Source organism: Streptomyces sp. DvalAA-43 (genome assembly GCF_900091725.1).
In the GTDB taxonomy this organism is placed as follows: domain Bacteria; phylum Actinomycetota; class Actinomycetes; order Streptomycetales; family Streptomycetaceae; genus Streptomyces; species Streptomyces pulveraceus.
The window spans coordinates 1-15453 of the sequence record NZ_FMBW01000080.1; the positions used below are offsets into that span (position 1 = coordinate 1).

Genomic DNA, 15453 nt, shown 5'->3' on the forward strand with positions numbered 1-15453 from the left:
CGAGAACGTCAGGTCGAATTTGGCGAACCGCAGCCAGGTGAACTCCGAATCGGTGTCCAGTGCCTCGGCGACGAGTGTCGGCGTGGCCGCGTCCGTCAGGGTCAGCATGACCTGGAAGAGGGGGTGGCGGGCGGTGGAGCGCTCGGGGTTGAGGGCCTCGACCAGCCGGTCGAACGGCAGGTCCTGGTGGCTCCACGCCGCCAGGTCCGTCTCCCGGACCCGGGTCAGCAGCTCCCGGAAGCTCGGGTTGCCCGTCAGATCGGTGCGCAGGACGAGCGTGTTGACGAAGAAGCCGACCAGGTCGTCGAGCGCCTGATCCGTGCGGCCGGCGATGGGTGAGCCGAGCGTGATGTCGTGCCCGGCACCGGACCGCGACAGCAGCGTCGACACCGCCGCCTGGGCCACCATGAACACCGAGGCCCCCGCCTCGCGCGCCAGCTCCGCGAGCGAGGAGTGGACGTCCTGGGAGAGGTGCACGGTGTGGGTGGCGCCGCGGTAGGAGGCGACGGCCGGCCGCTGCCGGACGGCGGGCAGGGTGACCTCCTCGGGGAGGTCGGCCAAGGTGCGGCGCCAGTAGTCGAGTTGCCGGGCGGCGACGCTCTCCCCGTCCGCGGGGTCACCGAGCACACCGCGGTGCCAGAGCGCGTAGTCGGCGTACTGGGCGGGCAGCGGCTCCCAGGCGGGTCGCTCGCCACGTGAGCGGGTCGCGTACGCGGTGCTCAGATCGCGCATGAGCGGCTGGTAGGACCAGCCGTCGGAGACGATGTGGTGCATCACCACCAGGAGGACGGACTCCTGCTCGCCGAGGCTGAACAGCCGGGCGCGGAACGGCAGATCGGATTCCAGGTCGAAGATGCGCTCGGACTCGGCGGTGAGCAGCGCGGCGACGTCCTCCTCGGTCGCCGGGGTGACCGGCAGCTCCACCCGGACGCTGTCGGCGGGCACGATCCGCTGATAGGTCTGCCCATCGGCCTGACCGAACACGGTGCGCAGGCTCTCGTGCCGTCCCGCGACATCGGTGAACGCGGACTCCAGGGCCGCGATGTCGAGTTCACCCCGTACCCGGACGGCGAGCGGGATGTTGTACGTCGCCGACGGGCCCTCCAGCTGGTCGAGGAACCACAGGCGTTGCTGGGCCGCGGAGAGCGGCAGCGGCTCCGGGCGCTCCTGGGCGGTCAGGGCCGGGCGGGCGGACTCGCCGCCGCCGGTGGCGACGTACTCGGCGAGCAGGGCGACGGTCGGGTACTCGAAGAACTGGCGCAGCGTCAGCTGGACGTCCAGGACCGTGCGCACCCGGCTGACCAGCCGGGTCGCCAGCAGCGAGTGGCCGCCGAGGGTGAAGAAGTCGTCGTCGATGCCGAGGGACGGCAGGCCGAGGGAGTGGGCGAACAGCCCGCAGAGGACCTCCTCGACGGGGTTGCGCGGGGCCCGTCCGCCCGGCACCGCGCCGACGCGGGGCGCGGGCAGCGCGCGCCGGTCGAGCTTGCCGTTCGGGGTCAGTGGCAGGGTCCCCATCGGGACGACCGCCGAGGGCACCATGTACTCGACGAGCTGCTCGGCCGCGTACCGGAGGAGCTCGGCCCCGTCCAGGACGCCTTCCTCGGCGGGTACGGCGTAGGCCACCAGGCGCTTGTCGCCGGGCCGGTCCTCGCGGACGATGACCGCGGCCTGGGCGACGGAGGGGTGGCGGACCAGCACGGTCTCGATCTCGCCGAGCTCGATGCGGTTGCCGCGCAGCTTGACCTGCTGGTCCGCGCGGCCCAGGAAGACGATCTCGCCGTGCTCGTTCCAGGCGGCCAGGTCACCGGTGCGGTACATGCGGCTGCCGGCCGGTCCGTACGGGTCGGCGGTGAAACGCTCGGCGGTCAGGGCCGGCAGTCGGCCGTAGCCCTGGGCGAGGTGCGGTCCGGCGACGTAGAGTTCGCCGGTCTCGCCCTGGGAGGTGTGGCGCAGTTCGCCGTCCAGGACGTACATGGCGGTGTTCGCCATCGGGATGCCGAGGTGCAGCCGGTCGAGGGTGCGCACCTCGGGGGTGAAGGCCTGGTAGCTGCAGAAGACGGTCGCCTCGGTGGGGCCGTAGACGTGCACGAACGTGGTGTCCGGGCAGTGGTCGAGGGCTCGTTGGAGGGCGGTGGCGGACAGGACGTCGCCGCCGGTCCAGATCTCGCGCAGCTGCGCCAGGGCGTCGATCGCCTCGCTGGCCATGGCGTCGAAGAGGGCGGTCGTGAAGTAGGCGGCGGTCGCCCCGTAGCGAGTGATGGCGTCGGCCAGCTCGCCGATGTCGATCTTCGGGGCGGACAGGACGACCGCCAGTCCGCCACGGAGCAGCGGCACCCACAGTTCGTAGGTCGAGGAGTCGAAGGGCAGCGGCGAGTAGGCGAGCACGCGCTCGTGGGCGACGGCGCCGAAGCCGGGGTCCAGGGCCAGTTCGACCACGTTGCGGTGGGTGTTCACGACGCCCTTGGGGGTGCCGCTGGAGCCGGAGGTGAACATCATGTACAGCGGCTGGTCGGGGTGGACCGTGACCTCGGGTGCGGTGGCGGCCGTGTCCGCGGTGGCGCTCGCGTCGTCGAGCCGCAGGGCGGGCAGGTCTCCCGCGAAGGCGGTCTCCCCGGCCGGGCGGTCGGTGATCAGGAGGGTGGCCCCGGTGTTGCCGAGGATCCAGGCGAGGCGCTCGCCGGGCTGGCGGGGGTCGAGGGGGACGTACACCCCGCCGCTCTTCAGTACCGCGAGGACCGTGATGACGTAGGCGAACGAGCGGTCGAAGAGGAGGCCGACCGCGTCGCCCGGCCGTACGCCGTCGGCGACGAGCCGGTGTGCGAGGGCGTTGGCCGCGCCGTCCAGCTCCCGGTAGGTGAGACGGCGGTCCTCACGGACGAGGGCGACGGCCTCGGGGGTGCGGGCCGCCTGCGCGGCGAACAGTGCGTGCAGCGCGCCTTCGGGGAGGTTCTCGGCCGTGTCGTTGTACGCGGCGACGTGCGCGGGGACGTCGACGCCGGGGGAGAGAGCTGGATCGGTTTGCGGCTGGGACATCTCGACACCTTCTTGGTAGCTCGGATCTCGTGGTCTCGCGGCGTGCCGGGAGACCGACGGAGCCACGGTGGATGACGTGCACTTGGTGCGAAGCGGAGTGGTGGAGCGGGTGGGATCAGCCGGTGCGGGTGGCCGTCACGGCGTCCGCCGGCAGCAGGACGTCGTCCGCTTCCAGTGCGTTCGCGTGGTACTTGCCGACGGAGCTGATCAGCAGCCGGAGTTCCAGGGCGATGGACTCGGCCAGGCGGACGAGACCGGCCTCGGCGTCCTCGTCCACGGCGAGCAGTGCGGCCCGGCCGAGGCCGACGGCGCGTGCGCCGAGCGCCAGCGCCTTCGCGGCCCGGCCGCCCTCCCAGATCCGCCCGCTGGCGAGCAGGCAGTGGTCGGTGCGGCCGATGCGGGTGAGGCATTCGCCGAGCGGGAGCCCCACCTGGCCGAGGAAGGCGGTCGGCGCCCAGGCGGTGCCGCCCTCCGCGCCGTCCACCGTGACGGAGTCCGCGCCGGCCGCCCAGGCGGTGGCCGCGGCGAGGGCCACGTCGCGGCCGGGGTGCAGCTTCACCCACACCTTCACGCGGGGGAAGTTGTTCCGCATCAGCCGGATCTGCTGGCGCAGGATCTCCTCGGTGAAGGTGCCGGGGCTGCTGATCCGCAGCACCGAGTCGCTGTCGGCACCGAACACCGCGTCCATGGCGTACTGTTCGGCGACCCGGCCGCCGGCCTCGCGGCCCAGGACGGTGAGACCGCCGAGGCCCGGCTTGGCACCCTGGCCGACCTTCAGCTCGAAGGCGAGCCGGCCGGTGGCCAGCAGCGGTTCGGACACCGGGTCGCTGTAGACCAGGTTCCACACCTCGGCGTCGGCGTCCTCGGTGGACTGCTGCACCACCACACCGCCGTGCTCGTCGTCGGCGGCGGCCGTGTAGGCGGCGATCCGGCCGAGCAGCGGGGAGGCCGCGGAGTCGGCGGCGGCTCGGTAGCCGTTGACCGGCACCACGTTCTCGCCGATGACCATCGGGATGCCGAGCCTTCCGGCCTGGCGCCCGGCGGCCTCGCCCAGGTCGTGGCTGGCGACCTGGGTCGAGCCGAACGCGGAGACGTAGAGCGGCAGCCGGGAGGCGAACCCGCCGACCCGGGTGTCCAGTTCGACGTCCGTGTACAGCGGCTCACGGGCCAGGTCGATGAGCTTCTTCAGCCGCTCCGGCATGAACACCGGAGGTACGATCCTGGCGCGTTCCAGCAGGTCGTAAGGGTCGTGACCGGCCGGAACCGCGCCCAGCAGGCTGCTGCCGTAGGACTCCAGCGCGGGGAAGACCCCCGCCGCTCCGGCCCGGGCCCGGTGCCGCACCTGTTCCTCGGGGAAGCCGGCGGCGCTCAGTACGGTGCTCATGCGGACACCACACCGGGGAGCTTCGGGTAGGCGCTGGCCTCCCAGGCGGCGGTGCGACCGGTGACGTACCGGGTGAAGCGCTCCAGGCCGATGCCGAACCCGGAGCTGGCGGGGATGCCGCGGCGGGCCAGGTCGAGGTACCAGCCGTACTTCGCGGGGTTCTCGCCGGTCTCGCGCATCCGGGTGACCAGCGCCGCGTAGTCGTGCTCGCGCTCGCTGCCGCTGGCCAGCTCGCCGTAGCCCTCGGGGGCGATCAGGTCGAAGTTGCGCAGGATGCCGGGGCGTTCGGTGTCCTCCTGGTCGTAGAAGCCCCGCGAGCCCTTGGGATAGTCGACGACGAAGAACGGCCGGCTGGTCTTGGCGGAGAGGATCTCCTCGCCCTCCCAGTCGATCTCGGCGCCCGGGTCCTGCGGGTGACCGAGGGCCACCAGGTCCGCGGTGGCCTCCCGGTGCGTGGTGCGCCCGAACGCCCCCTGGACCACCTCGCGGAAGGCGTCCCGGTCGCGGCCGAGGAGCTCCAGGTCCCCCGGCATCTCGCGGACGACCTCGTCGACGACATGGGCGACGAGCCGCTCGGCGAGCTCCATCGCGTCCTCGCGGCGGGCGTCGCGGATCTCCACGTCGATCTGGTGGAACTCGGCGAGGTGGCGGTGCGTGACGGCCGTCTCCAGCGGTTCCAGGCGCACATTGGGAGCGATGTAGAAGATCTTGTCGAAGGCCATCAGCGACGCCTGCTTGTAGAGGATCGCGCTGGTCATCAGCTTGTACTTGTGGCCGTAGAAGTCGACGTCCACCTGCTTGGAGCCCCGGATACCCGGGTCGGTGACCGGTCCGATGACCGGCGGCAGCAGCTCCTGGAATCCCTGCCCGGTGAGGAAGGCGCGGGTCGCCGCGAGCATCCGGCTCTGCACCCGCAGCGTGGCACGGGTCGGCTCGGCCATCAGGTGCTGGTCGGGAGAGGCCGGGAACGGGGGTGCGACGCGGCCGTGGGACTCGGCGATCGTGCTGGTCATGATGCTACCTCCTGGGTGTGCTGCCGATGGGCTGCCGGGCGACGGGCCGCCGTGGGGAGCGAGGGGCGGGAAGCGGACGAGGGAACGATGCGGTCGTGGCGGCGTTGGACGAACGACAGGGCGTCGAACAGCCCGGCGGCGGTGAGCCGCCGGCCGCGGTCGCGGACGGGCCCGAGGGGCATCGCCCCGATCTCGGACCAGGTCAGGCGGCCGGACCCGTCGATATGACTCCGGGTGCGGCCCGCGTTGTCGGGGTGCAGGCAGTAGGGAACGTCGAGGTATCCGCGGGCGAAGGCCTTCAGCAGGGCCTGGCCCAGGTCCTCGTCCAGGTTCAGCACGGCCTCCACCAGGGCACGGGCCTCGGCGTAGACCGCGTTGTCCGCCGGGTCGGTGAGCGGGGCGGGGGCGTTCCCGGACCGGGCGCCGAGCTGCGTCCGGTGCCGGGCTGCGGCCCGTGCGGCGACCCGCAGGGCCTCGACGTTCTCCGCCACGGTGGGGATGCGGTGGGCCTCGGCCACGGTCTTCACGATCAGCCGGGCCGCCCCGGTCTCCACGGCCAGCTCGGCCGAGCGCTCCAGGAGTTCGAGGGAGCCGTGCCGGGTCTGCGGGTAGAGGCCCATGTAGGTGTAGAGGACGATGTGCCAGTCGGTGTCCGGCAGGAATTCGTCGGCCAGCCGGTGCAGCGCGTGCATCGCCTCCCGGTCCTGGGCCACGTTGGTCTGCTGGGCGTAGCTGAGCGAGATGCTGCGCAGCCCCGCCCGGTGGAAGAAGATCGCCTCCAGCGCGCTGATCGCGACGAGCAGTCCGGGCGGGCACAGTTGGCCGAGCATGCAGCCGCCGAAGGTCTCCAGATGCGGTTCCGCCCCGGTGCCGCGCAGTGCGGCCAGGACCTCGCAGCTCTCCTGCCAGTTGCGTACGGAGTCCAGGAGCGGGGTGCGCCCGTAGGGCAGGCAGTAGGAGACCGGGCCGCCCTCCGTCGCGTCCAGGCCGAGCCGGGCGAGCGCGGCGACGATGCGCTGGGGGCGTGCCGATCCGTGCCGGATCTGCACCGGGAAGCCGGCGTCGCGGACGCCGTCCAGGACCCAGCGCGAGGTGTGCGGGCTGTAGGAGGTGATGGGGAACCCGTTGAGCGGGACGCCGCTGTCCAGGGCGCGGGCCGCGGAGGCCTCGTCGTTGACCCGGGTGTAGCTGTCGATCGTCATGGTGCCGACGACCGCGTCGGCCGCTCCCTTGGTGGCCTTCAGGCCGGCCCTCATCAGTGCGGGGTCGGAGAAGCCCATCCGGGGCTGTACGACGAGTGCTCCGCGGGCCTGGGCCCCGGCGACGAAGCGGCCGAAGGAGAGCGGACGCCGGTGCACGGTGGTGCGGCCGGCGGAGTACGCCTCCCGGACCGGCGCGGTCACCGTTCCACCTCCTTGGGCAGCGAGTCGACGTAGGACTCGAAAGCGGAGATGTCGACACCGTCCTGGAAGACCGCGTCGAACCCGGCCCTTCTGAGGGCGTCGGCCTCTTCCTCCCCGTTCCCGGCCACGCCGAGCTTGCCGCCGATGACCGCGGGCAGGCGGGTGAGCTCCCAGCGCGACCGGATGGCCCCGATCAGCGGCTCGGCGTCGTGGAAGCCGTGCCCGTTGACGCTGCTCACGACCAGCAGGTCCGGCTGGTACTTGCAGCAGGACTCGACGATCTCGTCCTCGGGCACACAGGAACCCAGGTTGACGACCTTGTGCCCGAGGTCTTCGAGCAGCAATTGGATGTAGATGAGATTCCAGGTGTGCGCATCGGATTGAAGTCCGGTGACAACAACGTCCAGCGGCCCGGATCGATGACGAGCCGCCCATTCCGCAGGCTTCATTGTTCGCTTCGTCCACATCATTGGATGACAAGGGGAGAAAGAGGCCCGGGACGTGCCCGGAACTCCCTTTCGGCCACAACCGTAGATTCGCCACGGAGGCGTTTCCGGCGTCACCGGCGGCAACTGGGCGGCAGCACAGCAGCAGTTGACGGAATGCCGGGTGCCGGGCGACCTGCGGAACGTGAGACTGGCCGCACTGCACCCGCAGAATTCAACGCCCGGCCCGTGCACCCCGCCGGCGAGAGACCGAGGAGTCATGACATGGCAGAGACCGGCCACAGCGTCCGTGCGGCGGACGTGCTCGCGGACGTCCTGGCGGAGGTACGGGAACGGGTCGACCGGCGCGAGGCGCTCGGCGAGGCCCAGGTCGCCGTGCTCGAAGCCGCGGTGAACATCGTCCGCGCAGGTCAGTCCGGGGTCGAAGTGATGCCGGTGGAGCGTTCGGAGCTGGTGCGCGAGGCGCTCGGCGCGGTGCGCGCGGCCACCGTGGCGACCGGGGTCGCGCTCACCTGTGCGCACCGGACGTCGCGCGTGCTCACCTGATCCGGCGGTGCGGGGTGCCGCCGTTCTGCCTGGGCTACTGCCCGGCGAACCGGCCCTCGGCGCCTAGCATTTGATGCAGCCGAGATACTCAGGCGCACGCACCTGATGACATCACGTACAACTCCGTCCAACCGAGGTGGAAATCATGGCAACCAACCCGTTCGAGGACTCCCAGGGCCGCTATGTAGTGCTGGCCAACGAAGAGGGTCAGTATTCGCTGTGGCCGGCCCGGATCCAGCAGCCGGCGGGCTGGGAACTGGTGAAGGACGAGGGCAGCAAGCAGGAGTGCGGCGAATTCATCGAGGCCAACTGGACCGATATGCGACCGCGTTCGGTGGTCGCGGCCATGGGTGGCTGAGCCCGCCGTTCGTCCCGTTCCGGAAGGGCGGGTGCGAGGCGCGAGACATGCGCCCCGCCCCCGCCCTTCGGCATGTCCGCGGTGTAGGCGCGGGCGTGTGCGGGACGGCCGGCAGCAGGACCGGAGGGGCGCAGACAGACAGGAGGCGGACAGACAGGAGGCGGACATGCACGAAGGCTCCTGGCGGACATGGGGGCCTCGGCCGTGAACCCATGTCCGCCAGGAGCCGATCGGTGCGGGCCGTCAGTCCTGGATGCCGGTCACGCACCACTCAAGGACCGCGGCGGCGGCGGTCATCTTGTGGTGGGCCTGCCGCCAGGCCCGGCTCGACGGGCCGTCGAGCACCTCGTCGGTGACCTCCTCGCCGCGGACCGCGGGCAGGTCGTGCAGGAAGACGGTGCGCGGGCCGGAGAAGCGGTCCAGGAACGCGCGGTCGATCTGGAAGCCGTCGAAGTCCTGGAGCCAGTCGGGGTTCTCCTTCGTCACCCCCATGGTCTGCCACCGGCTGGTGTACACCGCGTCCACCGGCCCCTCGACGTCGTCGGCGGTGACGACCTGGCGCACCAGGGCCTTGCCGCCGCTGAGTTCGGCCGCCAGGTCCAGGGTCTCCTTGGGCACCTCGTATCCCCTCGGGCACAGCAGGGTGACGCGCAGGCCGGGGGTGAGGGCCGCGGCGAGCGCGAGGGCCGCACCCGAGCTGTTGCCCTCGCCGACGACGAGCAGGTGCAGCCCGTCGAGCGATCCGAACTCCTCGGTCAGGGTCGCGAGATCGGCGATGGCCTGGGTCGGGTGCTCGTCCAGGCTCAGGGCGTTGACGACGGCCAGGTCCTCACTGCTGCCGAGCCGGCGGATCTCCTCCACGTCCCCGTTGGTGCGTACGACGAGGGCGTCCAGGTACTGCCCGAGCACCCGGGCGGTGTCCTCGACCGTCTCTCCGGTGCTGAGCTGGAGCTCGTTCGGGCCGAAGGTGATCACATCGGCGCCGAGGCGGGTCGCCGCGCTCCAGAAGGAGGTACGGGTGCGGGTCGAGGACTTGCGGAAGTAGAGGCCGACCTGGCGCCCGGCCAGCGGCTTCGGCACGATGCCGTCCCGGCCGAACGTGACGGCGCGCCGGACGACGCGGTCCAGCTCGGCGGGGGTGAGGTCGGCCAGGGAGATCAGGTTGCGCATGGGTGCGGTGCCTTTCACGAGAACGGGAGCGGGGGCGGGAGCGGGAGCAGGAGTGACGACGTGGTCGGGGCCGGGTGGCGGTATGGGGAACAGGAGGTCGCAGAGGTCGCGGACGGCGTACGGATGCGGGAAGGACGGGGCGTGAGACGCGGAAGCCTCATTCGGCCAGGGCGACGGCGAGAGCGGCGGACTCCTTCTCCTGCTCCGCGTCGAGCACCGCGCGGACCAGGTTGAGCACGGTGAAGCCGACCGGTTCGCCCGCCGTGGCGGGAAGCCGGCGGATCAGCCCACGGACCAGCAGGGCGTGCACATCGCGGGCGGTCTCGGCGAGGGAGGTGCCCCGGGCACGCGCGGCGCCGTCCACCGTCCACGGGTCCTCCAGCGACGCCAGCGTGCGGAGCAGCTCGGCGGCCTGCGGGCCGAGACCGGTCACGGCGGCGCCGAGCCGCTCGCCCAGGGTGGGGCCGGCGGCGGGATCGGCGGGCGTGACGCCGTCGAGCAGGACCAGCGGTGTGGTCCGGGCGATGTCCAGGAGCTGCTGGGGGGAGTACAGCAGCAGCCATGAGGCGGCGGCTTCCAGCGCCTGCGGCATGCCGTCCAGGGCCCGGCAGATGTGGGCCACGGTGGTGACGACGGAGTCGGTGGGGAGGAAGTCGGGCCGCATGTAACTGACATGGGAGAGCGTCAGCTCGACGGCATGCCGGTCCGTGACGAGGGAGCCGCCCACCGACTCGACGGCGAGATCGGCGGCGGTCGGCACCGCGAGCGGGGCCAGCGGAAGCAGCCGCCCGCCGGGCAGCTGGACCGGGCGGTCGGTGGTGGTGAGTATTTTCAGGCGCTCGCAGGCACGCAGCAGACTCAGCAGCCGAGGGGTGACAGATGGTGACGCATCGTGACCATCCAGCACGATCAAGGTCGCCTTGGACCCTATGAGCGCGGCCAGTTCCTCGAATTCCTCGCCGTCACGGACGAGTGCGCGGACCCATCCGGTCACGGTCGCCTGCGGGTTGTTGGCGGCCTCCGCGGCGGTTTCGGCCGTGTCGTCCAGGGATACCCACAACACCGGGACCCGGTCCCGGGCGTGAATCACCGAAGCGGCTTCCTGGGCCAGCCGCGACTTCCCCACTCCCGGCAGTCCCACCAGGGTCAGCAGCCGCTCGTGGTCCGTGCGCAACCGGGCGGTCAGCGCCTCCAGTTCGGGGCGTCGGCCGATCAGCGGGCGCAGCGGAGGGGGCGGTGTGGCGAGGCCCGCTCCGTAGATGTCCTGGAAGACACGCCCCGCGGCCTTTGCATCGACGGCGAGTTCGAGCTCGACACGCCGCGCGTCGCTCAGTCTCATGGCATTGGCGAGCAGCTTGAGTGTTTCCCTGCGGGGGTGCTGGACACGCCCCAGTTCCAGGTCTCGAATGGCCCGTACGCTCACGGTGGAAAGCCCGGCGAGCTGTTCCTGAGTGAGTCCCGCCCGCCGGCGCGCATTCTGCAGCAGAACGTCGAGCCCGGGTGCGGGCTGGGAATTCATCATTGTCTCCTCGGTCTCCACATGCTCAGAAAACGCAATGGCCGGTTACCCGGCCGCCCAGGACTGTCCGGAACACACAGCCCGGTCCGGATCTTTCCGGCTCCGCTCACGCTCCGTGCGCTCGATGCTGTCCGTGGCAGCGAAGGCCTGCCGTCGATGAACAGACTCCATCGAGCCATTCCCGAACTCTTCCCGGTGCAGTACCGCGAGTTCCTTCTGCAAGGGCTACGATCGCCTCGCGCTGGTGAAGCGCTGTCGGGTGCGCAAAGCTGAGGGGGAGGATGCGTGTCAACTGCAGAAGAGTTTCGGCTGCGCTTCAACATTCTTGGCCCGATAGAGGGTTGGTCCAACGGGACGCGGCTCCGGCTGGGCGGCGTCATACAGGAGCGAGTTCTGGCCACTCTGCTTCTGGAGCCCGGAAAGGTGCTACCGGTTTCCCGGCTCGTCGAGGCGGCCTGGGACGAGGAACCGCCGCCAACAGCGCCTCACCAAGTGCGCAAGGCTGTTGCGGATCTCCGAAGACGGATACCCGGGGGTGCCGACGTCCTCGTGACGGACGGCCCCGGTTATCGCGTCGCTCAGGAACAATGTGAAATCGATGTGGCCGAATTTGGCCTACTGATACGCAAAGCGAAGCTCGCGGCGGCCGACGGCCGTACGGCCGATGCGGCCGAGATATTGCGCGGCGCCCTCGCCCTCTGGCGCGGACCGGTTCTGTCGGGGAGCGGCGGTCCGGTCATCGAGGCGGCGTCGACCTCCATCGAGGAACGCCGGCTGACCGCGGCGGAACAGCTCTTCGAACTCCACCTCGCACTCGGCGAGGCCTCCGAACTCGTCGTCGAACTGCGGGAGCTGGTCCAGCAGCACCCCTTGCGCGAGTCCCTGCGCGGCCAGCTGATGATCGCCCTGTACCGGTCCGGGCGGCAGGCCGAGGCCCTGGACGAGTACGGCAAGGTGCGCGAGCTGCTCGCCGATGAACTCGGCATCGATCCCGGCCCCCATCTGACCAAGCTGTACGAGGGGATCCTGCGGGAGAGCCCCGAACTGGCCGGCCCCGAACCGGCGGCCGCCCCCGTCGTGGCCGTGGCGCTGCCCGCCGAACCCCCCAGCACCCTCCCCTACGACCTCGCGGACTTCACCGGCCGGGACCGGGAGCTGACCGAAATCCTCGAAGGGGCCAGGAGCGGCGGCGAGCAGGGCCCCCAGATCGTGGCCATCGACGGCATGGGCGGCTGCGGGAAGACCTCGCTCGCGGTGCGGGCGGCCCACCGGCTCGCCCCGGACTACCCGGACGGTCAACTCCACATCGATCTGCGTGGCTACACACCGGGCGATCAGCCGGTGACCGCCGGCATCGCGCTCGACACCCTGCTGCGGGCCGTCGGCGTCCCGGGCAATCTCATCCCCGACGACGTGGCCGCCCGCACCGCCCTGTGGCGTGCCACCCTGGTCGGCAAGCGGCTGCTGATCCTCATCGACAACGCCGCCGGCGCCGCCGCCATCCGTCCGCTGCTGCCCCTCTCCCCCGGCTGCCTCGTCATGGTCACCAGCCGGGCCCGCCTGGTCGATCTGGACGGCGCACAGTGGATCTCCATCGGGGAGATGCCGCCCGAGGACAGCGCGATGCTGGTGGCCGAGACGCTCGGCGCCCAGCGCGTCGCCGCCGAGCCCGAGGCCGCCGCGGAGCTGGCCCGGCTCTGCGGCCATCTCCCCCTCGCCTTACGGATCGCCACCGCCCGGCTGCGCAACCGCCCGCGCTGGACCCTCCAGTACCTGGCGGAACGGCTGCGCGACGAGACCCGGCGGCTCGACGAGCTCAGCTCGGGCGCCCGCAGCGTCTCCGCCACCCTGCGCCTGTCGTACCAGGCCCTGGACGAGGAGTGCCGGAACGCGTTCTCGACGCTGGCCCTGCACCCGGGCAGCGACATGGACGTCCACGCGGCCGGTGCGCTGCTGGGCTCCTCCGCCCGGGACGCGGAGGACCTGCTGGAGCTGCTGCTCGACGTCCATCTCGTGCAGCAGCCGGAGATCGGTCTCTACACCTTCCACGACCTGGTCCGCAGCTTCGCACAGAGCCTGCTCGTCGAGTCCCCCGAGGACTCCGGGGCGGTGGAGCGGCTGCTGGGCTACTACCTGACCGCCACCGAGGTGGCGTGCGACCTCCTCTACTCCGGGCGGCGCCGGCGCAGCACCGGGATCGAACCCTCCGCGGCCGAACTGCCCGAGCTCGGCGCTCCCGAGGAGGCGCGGAAGTGGTTCCTGCGCGAGCAGACGTCACTTCTCGCGGCCGTCACGCTCGCCGAGCGCCGGGGGCACGACCGCTATGTGGTGTGTCTGGCCCGCAATCTCGTCTTCCAGCTCAACGACCTCGGGCTCCTGGAGGAGTTCGGCGAGCTGAGCCGGGTCGCGGTCGCCGCCGCGGGCCGGCTGGAGGATCTGGCGCTGCTGGGCGTGAGCCTGTCCAACCTGGGCGTCGCCTGCTGGAAGCTCGGCCGTCTCACCGAGGGGCTGGAGGCCGCCCGGAAGAGCCGGGACGTCGCGATCCAGCTCGGCGATCTGCACACCCAGGCCCACAGCGAGAGCATCCTCGGCCAGTTCAACAGCCTGCTCGGCGACTTCTCGGCGGCGCTGGGGCACATGGAGACGGCGATCGCGCACGAACGCGACCTGGACATGCCGCGCGCGGAGGCCGAGAGCCTGACCATCCTCAGCACGCTCTACGAACAGTGGGGGCGGTACGAGGAGGCGCGGGACGCGGCCCGGCGCTCGGCCGAACTGAGCCGGAAGCTGGGGCAGCACGAGGGGCTGCCCGGCGCCATCACCGACCTCGCCTTCGCCCATGTCGGACTGGGTGCGTACGAGGAGGCCGACCGCTGTCTGGCGGAGGCCCGAGCGCTGTACGGGGACACGGGCAACGAGGTGAACCTCGCCCTGACCCTGGCGCTCTCCGCCGATGTGGAGCACCGGCTGGGCAAGTCCCCCCGCGTTCCGGACCAGGCGGAGCTCGCCCTCGGCCTGATGCGGACGAACTCCTCGCCCCTGCGCCGGGCCAAGGTGGAGAACGTGGTGGGCCGGCTGCGTCGCCGGCAGGGCGATGTGGCGGCGGCGCTCGAACTGCACACCCATGCCCATGAACTCGCTTCGTCCCTCAGCTACCGCATCGAGCAGGCCTACGCCCTCGCGGGCATGGCCGACGCCCTCGGGGACACCCCGGACGCGGCCCGCTACCGGGTGGAGGCCGAGGAGCTCTTCGCCGGGATGGGCGTGCCGGCGGACCACCGCCGCGGCTGACGGCCACCCGCCGTCGCCGAACCCGGCGCGGCGCGCGCACGGCAGCCGCCGGGCCGGGCCCGCCGCCCCGGGACGGACATCGATGAGCCCCGCACCGTGACTCCGGTGCGGGGCTCATGTGTCGAGGCGGTGGGGGATCACATGACGGGGGACGTCGGGCCCTTGTCGTCGTCGGTGCCCTGGGTGCCGATGGCCGTCGGGCCCTTGTCGTCGTCGGTGCCCCGCGTGGCGATGACCGTCGGACCCTTGTCGTCGGCGAGCACGTGGGTGCCGATCACGGTCGGGCCCTTGTCGTCGTCCGTGCCCTGCGTGCCGATGATCGTGGGGCCCTTGTCGTCGGCGAGGAGGTGGGTGCCGATCAGGGTCGGGCCCTTGTCGTCGTCGGTCCCCTGAGTGCCGATGACCGTGGGGCCCTTGTCGTCGGCGACAACCTGCTGAATGCCCCGGGAGTCGTGCGACTGTCCCGCCTCGACCGCCGTGCCGATACCGAAGGCCAGCGTCGCGGCGACGATCCCGAAGATTCCAGCAAGCTTGCGTCCCATGGTCCCGCCCCTAAGTGGTGTTTGTGAGGTTCTGCGGTGTTCCGCTTCCCGACACCACTGATGTTGCTGATCGGCGTTCCCGGTCCGTTCCTGCCCTGATACCGCCGCCGGGAACTGCCGCGGGAACGGACCGGCACCGGCTATTCCACGTCGAGCTGGCAGGCGGCGACCCGAGGCCCGAGGGGGGTGAGCACCACGCGCGTGCGGGCCGTTCCCGACTCATGGCCGGCCAGGTCGAGCAGCGATCTCACGAGGGAACGGAGCACGGCGCGCTCCGTCTCGTCCAGGGCCGCGGGACGCGCCCCGGCCCCGGGCGGCCACTCCACGATCCCGGACACCGTGTGCATGCCGTTCTCGGTTCTGGTCTCGACGCTCAACTGGGGCCCCTCCCAGGACTCCGGCGCGGTGTACGGGTGGGACTGGACACCGGACGCCACACGCTCGGCCCACCGTTCCACGGTGGACAGGTCCTGGAGGGCCTGACGCAGTTCCGTCCCGTCGGGCGAACGATCCCTGGGGTCCTTCACGTGAGTACTCCTTCTGCAGACAACTACGGGTGGACCCTTGCTCGTCCGGCTCCCGATTCCCTCCCGAATCGTTCCCGCCTCCTTCCCGTTCCCGCGTTCGCTAAGGGAACGCAGCGGTAAGCGATGGCCGCATGATGACCCCGTTCGATTCAGACAGGGATCCGTGGTGATCCGTAGAGGATGCGACATCCTGGGGGATTGAGGCGTGGCAACCAAAGCAT

Annotated in this window: 12 protein-coding genes; 3 read left to right on the forward strand and 9 right to left on the reverse strand. The window is 71.3% G+C overall.

Annotated features, from left to right (window positions below; all coding sequences use genetic code 11):
- From GA0115234_RS33605 to GA0115234_RS33625, 5 genes are all read right to left on the reverse strand, one after another.
- Positions 1 to 3033 (reverse strand): non-ribosomal peptide synthetase (locus GA0115234_RS33605; RefSeq protein WP_141718519.1); only part of this gene is annotated, 3033 nt, incomplete at its 3' end.
- Positions 3034 to 3148: 115 nt separating this feature from the next.
- Positions 3149 to 4417 carry a glutamate synthase-related protein gene (locus tag GA0115234_RS33610; RefSeq protein WP_093549315.1) on the reverse strand — a complete coding sequence of 423 codons (1269 nt, stop codon included), beginning with the start codon at positions 4415 to 4417 and terminating at the stop codon, positions 3149 to 3151.
- On the reverse strand, positions 4414 to 5430 hold the full coding sequence (locus GA0115234_RS33615) for an asparagine synthetase A (RefSeq protein ID WP_093549317.1): 1017 nt from the start codon (positions 5428 to 5430) through the stop codon (positions 4414 to 4416). The genes GA0115234_RS33610 and GA0115234_RS33615 overlap by 4 nt, the downstream gene beginning before the upstream one ends.
- On the reverse strand, positions 5427 to 6788 hold the full coding sequence (locus GA0115234_RS33620) for a methylaspartate mutase (protein WP_256088887.1): 1362 nt from the start codon (positions 6786 to 6788) through the stop codon (positions 5427 to 5429). The genes GA0115234_RS33615 and GA0115234_RS33620 overlap by 4 nt, the downstream gene beginning before the upstream one ends.
- A gap of 41 nt (positions 6789 to 6829) precedes the next feature.
- Entirely contained in the window at positions 6830 to 7282 is a 453-nt protein-coding gene (locus GA0115234_RS33625; RefSeq protein ID WP_093549319.1) for a cobalamin B12-binding domain-containing protein, read from the reverse strand.
- 261 nt (positions 7283 to 7543) lie between these two features.
- Between GA0115234_RS33625 and GA0115234_RS33630 the strand changes: the two genes are divergently transcribed.
- Entirely contained in the window at positions 7544 to 7825 is a 282-nt protein-coding gene (locus GA0115234_RS33630) for a hypothetical protein (RefSeq protein WP_093549321.1), read from the forward strand.
- 145 nt (positions 7826 to 7970) lie between these two features.
- A complete protein-coding gene (locus tag GA0115234_RS33635) occupies positions 7971 to 8183 on the forward strand; it encodes an MbtH family protein (RefSeq protein ID WP_093549323.1) in 213 nt (70 codons plus the stop codon).
- Between the two features lie 243 nt (positions 8184 to 8426).
- On the opposite strand, the gene GA0115234_RS33640 is transcribed toward GA0115234_RS33635, so the two are convergent.
- On the reverse strand, positions 8427 to 9353 hold the full coding sequence (locus GA0115234_RS33640) for an ornithine carbamoyltransferase (protein ID WP_093549325.1): 927 nt from the start codon (positions 9351 to 9353) through the stop codon (positions 8427 to 8429).
- Between the two features lie 157 nt (positions 9354 to 9510).
- The gene (locus GA0115234_RS33645) at positions 9511 to 10872 is read right to left on the reverse strand and encodes a helix-turn-helix domain-containing protein (RefSeq protein ID WP_161275713.1); all 1362 of its coding nucleotides are present in this window, start codon (positions 10870 to 10872) and stop codon (positions 9511 to 9513) included.
- A gap of 600 nt (positions 10873 to 11472) precedes the next feature.
- Between GA0115234_RS33645 and GA0115234_RS33650 the strand changes: the two genes are divergently transcribed.
- The gene (locus GA0115234_RS33650) at positions 11473 to 14163 is read left to right on the forward strand and encodes a BTAD domain-containing putative transcriptional regulator (RefSeq protein WP_343335964.1); all 2691 of its coding nucleotides are present in this window, start codon (positions 11473 to 11475) and stop codon (positions 14161 to 14163) included.
- 137 nt (positions 14164 to 14300) lie between these two features.
- On the opposite strand, the gene GA0115234_RS33655 is transcribed toward GA0115234_RS33650, so the two are convergent.
- Together GA0115234_RS33655 and GA0115234_RS33660 are read right to left on the reverse strand one after the other, a co-directional pair.
- The gene (locus GA0115234_RS33655; RefSeq protein ID WP_093549329.1) at positions 14301 to 14705 is read right to left on the reverse strand and encodes a hypothetical protein; all 405 of its coding nucleotides are present in this window, start codon (positions 14703 to 14705) and stop codon (positions 14301 to 14303) included.
- Positions 14706 to 14845: 140 nt separating this feature from the next.
- Entirely contained in the window at positions 14846 to 15232 is a 387-nt protein-coding gene (locus GA0115234_RS33660) for a hypothetical protein (RefSeq protein WP_093549330.1), read from the reverse strand.
- Positions 15233 to 15453 lie beyond the last annotated feature (221 nt).

Coding starts and splice junctions, on each gene's coding strand:
- GA0115234_RS33610 (WP_093549315.1), bottom strand. CDS start 4,417: ATGAGCACCGTACTGAGCGCCGCCGGCTTCCCCGAGGAACAGGTGCGG.
- GA0115234_RS33630 (WP_093549321.1), top strand. CDS start 7,544: ATGGCAGAGACCGGCCACAGCGTCCGTGCGGCGGACGTGCTCGCGGAC.
- GA0115234_RS33655 (WP_093549329.1), bottom strand. CDS start 14,705: ATGGGACGCAAGCTTGCTGGAATCTTCGGGATCGTCGCCGCGACGCTG.
- GA0115234_RS33635 (WP_093549323.1), top strand. CDS start 7,971: ATGGCAACCAACCCGTTCGAGGACTCCCAGGGCCGCTATGTAGTGCTG.
- GA0115234_RS33645 (WP_161275713.1), bottom strand. CDS start 10,872: ATGAATTCCCAGCCCGCACCCGGGCTCGACGTTCTGCTGCAGAATGCG.
- GA0115234_RS33615 (WP_093549317.1), bottom strand. CDS start 5,430: ATGACCAGCACGATCGCCGAGTCCCACGGCCGCGTCGCACCCCCGTTC.
- GA0115234_RS33640 (WP_093549325.1), bottom strand. CDS start 9,353: ATGCGCAACCTGATCTCCCTGGCCGACCTCACCCCCGCCGAGCTGGAC.
- GA0115234_RS33625 (WP_093549319.1), bottom strand. CDS start 7,282: ATGAAGCCTGCGGAATGGGCGGCTCGTCATCGATCCGGGCCGCTGGAC.